At 68.7% G+C, this 4,391-nt stretch carries 4 protein-coding genes and 1 pseudogene; 4 read left to right on the forward strand and 1 reads right to left on the reverse strand.

All coding sequences use genetic code 11. The features are described from left to right. Positions 1-2 precede the first annotated feature (2 nt). A complete protein-coding gene (locus B4E97_RS04120) occupies positions 3-191 on the reverse strand; it encodes a hypothetical protein (protein ID WP_286958789.1) in 189 nt (62 codons plus the stop codon). Between the two features lie 1,195 nt (positions 192-1,386). On the opposite strand from B4E97_RS04120, the gene B4E97_RS04125 reads away from it, so the two are divergent. From B4E97_RS04125 to B4E97_RS19220, 4 genes and pseudogenes are all read left to right on the forward strand, one after another. Further along, a complete protein-coding gene (locus tag B4E97_RS04125) occupies positions 1,387-1,764 on the forward strand; it encodes a hypothetical protein (protein ID WP_286958791.1) in 378 nt (125 codons plus the stop codon). After that, positions 1,761-2,645 (forward strand): RAMP superfamily CRISPR-associated protein, encoded by an 885-nt coding sequence (locus tag B4E97_RS04130; RefSeq protein WP_286958792.1) that lies wholly within the window; start codon positions 1,761-1,763, stop codon positions 2,643-2,645. The genes B4E97_RS04125 and B4E97_RS04130 overlap by 4 nt, the downstream gene beginning before the upstream one ends. Before the next feature lie 20 nt (positions 2,646-2,665). Beyond that, positions 2,666-3,373, forward strand: coding sequence for a hypothetical protein (locus B4E97_RS04135; RefSeq protein WP_286958793.1), 708 nt, complete (start codon positions 2,666-2,668; stop codon positions 3,371-3,373). A gap of 253 nt (positions 3,374-3,626) precedes the next feature. Further along, positions 3,627-4,222, forward strand: a pseudogene (locus tag B4E97_RS19220) (DUF7255 family protein). Positions 4,223-4,391: the final 169 nt, after the last annotated feature.

Genomic DNA, 4,391 nt, shown 5'->3' on the forward strand with positions numbered 1-4,391 from the left:
ACCTACCCCTGCAGCAGTCCCTTGTTCGGGCTATAGCCATGAAACTGCCGCACCCCACGCAGGTAGGCCAGCCACCCGGCATCAGACCTCAATGCCTCCACCTGAGCCACCAGGCCAGCCTGAAGAACCTCGATCTCCGCCGTGCGCGACTCGGCCGACACTTGCCGACCCCCGCGATACTGCGCGCTCATCTCAAACCCCTTCACCCTCAATTGATGTCATCGTCCCGAACCGTTGAACACCTCCGAGCCTAGACACCTCAAACGCACAACTGAAGCCATAACACCGGGCACAGGTGCCCTCGGGACGGTGGCCCTGATCTGCTTAGGATTGGCGGAACGATCGTGTTAGGAGACCCAGCCCTTGCCTGAGGGAATCCACGACATCGCAGTCCCCTGCAACCACCAGGAGAACGGGCCGACCCACCAGCAGCGCCGCGGCGCTGGTGCCGGGCTTGCGTCCCTCTCCTCCGACCTCGCCCGGTGCTGCAGCTCCTCCTCAAAGCGCGGACCGGCACAGAGCTGGTGTGGCCATTCCGTCGTCTTCGCGGCCAGGTGCAAGGCCGGCCTCGACGTCGACCACAGGGTGACGAGCGATGCGTCATGCCTGCAGGACGACCAGTGAGCACCGGAGCTGCCGCACCCCCGGACCCCGCCCTCGACGTCGTCAGGGTTGCCTGGATGGCCGCAGGTTCTCCCGTCGTGATCACCCCGACCGCCACCGGGGAGTGTGGGCGATGCCGTGCCTGGGACGACCTGGTGCCGGCAGGCAAGGTCGTCACCCGCCGCTACACCGGGGTTGACTCCTGGACCGGCACCTCCCGAAGCCTGTGCCCGGCGTGCGTCTGGAGCTACCGCGAGCGCGACCTGATCCGACGTGGCCGGCTTGTGGACCGGCGCGAGACCTCGATGCGCGAGCTGAGTGGCGAGGCGCTGCGTGAGGTCCTTGCCGTGCCGGTGGGGCCGGACGTCGCAGTGGTGGTGCCGGCGACAGGACGCAAGCACGTGCTACAGCTGGCCAGATGGGGGCGAGTGGGTCTGGACGAGGCCTCCCTGACCTGGGGTCCTCTGGACTGTGCTCTGCTCGAGGTGCTGGAGCGAATGAGGTCCTGGGGGTGCACTGGCCCCCAGGTGATCGAGCCGGCCCCGCCCTGGAGGGTCCTGGCACGACTGTCGATCGAGGACCGGTCCTGGGTCATGCGAGAGTGGGGGGTGCTTGACCCGTGGAGGCGACGTCGTCCGTGGTTGGACCTGGGTCTGATCGCTACGGCAGGCGCACGACAGCCCAGCGCAGGCTCGTGAATGACCTTGGGAGGATCTGATGGCTGGGCGATCCGCAGAGCCGCTGGCGAACCCGACAGACCGGTGGCTGGCGACGGTAGAAGGGATGCCCCCGCTGGAGGGCCCGGCGGGGGTGGCCGAGCGCCTGCTTCTACTTCTGCACTACGGCATCAACTGGAACGACGGCTGGGTCGCGCGATACCGCCAGACCTACTGGGAGGAGATCCTGGTCGATCGAGTCGTCGTTGCCACCTACCGCAACGGGACGCTGCGGCGCTGGTGGAGTGACCTGGCCGCCGAGCTGCGTTCTGCGCCCCGGACCCCGGCCGAACGCCGCGAGGTCGAGCAGCTGCTGCGCAGCGACGACCAGCCCGTACTAGAGGTGCTGCGCGAGGAGGTGGAGGCCCTCGTGCTGCGCGTGAGGATCACCACCGAGAGCGTGCGTGCGTCCCGGTCAGCAAAGAAGAGCGAGGACCCGGCATGACCGTATCGATCGGGTGGAACGGGGTCGTGACGGCGACGTCGTCGATCGCCCACGGCGGCGAGACCCGCGCCTCCATCACCTTGCTGCGACGCGAGCAGGTGCGCCTGCCAGACGGTCGTGCCGTCTTCGTGCCGCTCGTGTCGGGCAACGCCGTGCGAGGCGGCCTGCGCCGCGTGGGCGAGGAGATGCTGCGGGACGTCCTGCACTACGAAGGCCTGATCCCGCTGTCCGCAGCCCACGTGCTGCGTGGCGGTGGTGGAGCCATCACCCGCACCACCAACCCCCTGTCCGGGGCGAGACTGCGCGACGTACGCGCCCTGGTGCCGCAGCTCGCGGTGTTCGGTGGTGCCGTAGGCCGGCCGGTCGACGGCGCTCTGCAGGTCGGCAAGCTCCTGCCCCATGTCGCCGAGACTGCGCACCTCACCGGTCATCAGGGTCCCAACATCTTCACCACGACCCAGGTCGAGACCTACACCTCGAGCAACGAGACGACCACGAGCGGGTTCCACGCACTGCTGCCCGAGGTGGCCGTTCCCCTGGATGGCCAGGGCGGCGTCGACCTGGAGGCCTTGGCTGCCCTCGACTCACAGAGCTGGTCCGACAGCGGGCCCATGATCTACCGCATCGAGACCTTCCCCGCCGGCACGAAGTTCTCGACGTGGCTACGCCTCGAGCGCACCAGCGAGCTCGCGGCCGCGTTCTTCGGCGATGTGCTCCAGGAGTGGACCAGGCGAGGACGGATCGGCGGGCGACGCGCCATCGGTCACGGCGACTTCACTGCGGACTGGACCTCCGACGTGCCCGTGCCCGACGTGGACTGGCGGGCGGAGCTGACCGCTCGACGCGACGACGCGCTCGAGGCGATCCGCGCCCTGGCATGACCGGCCATGTCCCTCTGCGAGTGACCGCCCATCTCGAGGCCGGTGTTGCCCAGGCTGCCCCGTGGGGGATCGCGCTGGACGGCCTGCTGGCCGGCGTCATCCACCAGCGGGCAAAGAGCGCACTCCTGGAGGCCGGCAGGGCGCACCAGCCACTTGCCGAGCGCGACGACGTCGACGACCTCGACCTTCCCCTGGCCCGGTGCGCGCGCGGGGAGGACTGGCACTGGGCGGGCACGTGCGCCCGGCCCGTTGACGGCCAGCAGGACAGGCCGGACGTCCGCTACTGGCTAGGCGCCGCCGACCCTCGCGACCTCGAGGAGGTGGCCGAGGCCATGCCCGGGCGCCTTGAAATCGGCCAGGGCCGCTACCGCCAGCACTACATGCCCTTGCTGACCACCGTCACCTCCGCAGTCACCTGGGACGCCGTCGGAGACCCCGACATCATCCGAGATCTCGTGCAGAACATCTGGGCCATCGGCAAGAAGCGCGCCGCCGGCCAGGGACGTGTCCTGCGCTGGGAAGTCCACCCCACCGACCGCGACCCCTGGGAGGCCGGCCACCTGCACCCGGACGGCGCCGTGGGCCGCCCCACGCCCAGCACCTGCCTACCCCCCGAGATCCTCAACGAGAACCGGCACGGAGGCATCGGCTGGGCCGGCCTGCGGGCGCCCTACCATCACCGCTCACGCCAACGTAGGCTCGTACTTCCCCAACTGCTCGACGGATGACATCGTCCTAACCACCACCATCAACCCAGGCCTTTGGTACGCGGGATCGGTATTGAACCGAATCATGCTGATACAGGCGGGATCTAAGTACCCCTGAAGTGCACGAACCACGTCCTGAGGGCACCCGTTGGCGTGAACCCTGGGGCGCGTCGCACCCCAATACGCACCTCCAGCACGGTGCCGACCCGACGATAACGCCATGAGGCGTGGCGAGCTGCAGGACAAACTGGGGACGCTCCTCGAGTGCGCGGGGATGCCCCCCAGCTCGACGACGGCCGGAGTCGTGGCGCGGCCCTCGCTGCGTGACCTGCCAACCCTTGGAGGGGAGATCCTGGAGCTGTACCACCGACTCGGCGGGGTCCAGAACACGCCTCGCCTGCTCCCTGGCGACTGGGACATGCTCGCTGGCGGCATCCTCGTCGAGCTGGACGAAGATCAGCACTTCAACCGCTACCGAGCACTGACCCTCACCCCCACCTGGACCGACCAGCTCCCCTGGCCGAGCCCTACCGCCAGTGGTGCGTGACCGGTGAACCGATCTGCCTGCGCCACAAGTCGGGCGGCGGCTTCTGGACCAACGACCCGTCACAACGACAGTTCGGACCAGCCGGCCCACCCGGCGACCTGGATCACCCGGGCGGGTCCCCGCGATGGAAGCAACGCGCACTGTACGACGCGATCCGCGACGCCTACGCACTCGAGCCCGACCACCGCCCGCTCGCACGCGTGTCCATCCACGACACGATCGACGGCAACGCGCTCGGGCAGATCCTGGCCGGACAGGCCTCATGCAGCAGCCACGCACTGGTCGAGCTCGTGCGCTCGCGAGCAGTTACGGCCGGCGCGTGACGGGTTGCTGCTCAGTTCGCGGATGGTCGGCGCCAGTCCACGCTTGGTAAGAGTCCCGTGGAGTGGTGGGGGTTGGGGAGTGGGTGTGGCTCCCTGACGTAGAGGGGTCATCGGCGAGATGCTCGGTGTGTACCGCCAAGTACTCACCAGAGGAGATCTCACCGATGAC

The sequence above is a fragment of the Arsenicicoccus sp. UBA7492 genome (genome assembly GCF_002479615.1).
GTDB classification, from domain to species: Bacteria; Actinomycetota; Actinomycetes; order Actinomycetales; family Dermatophilaceae; genus Arsenicicoccus; species Arsenicicoccus bolidensis.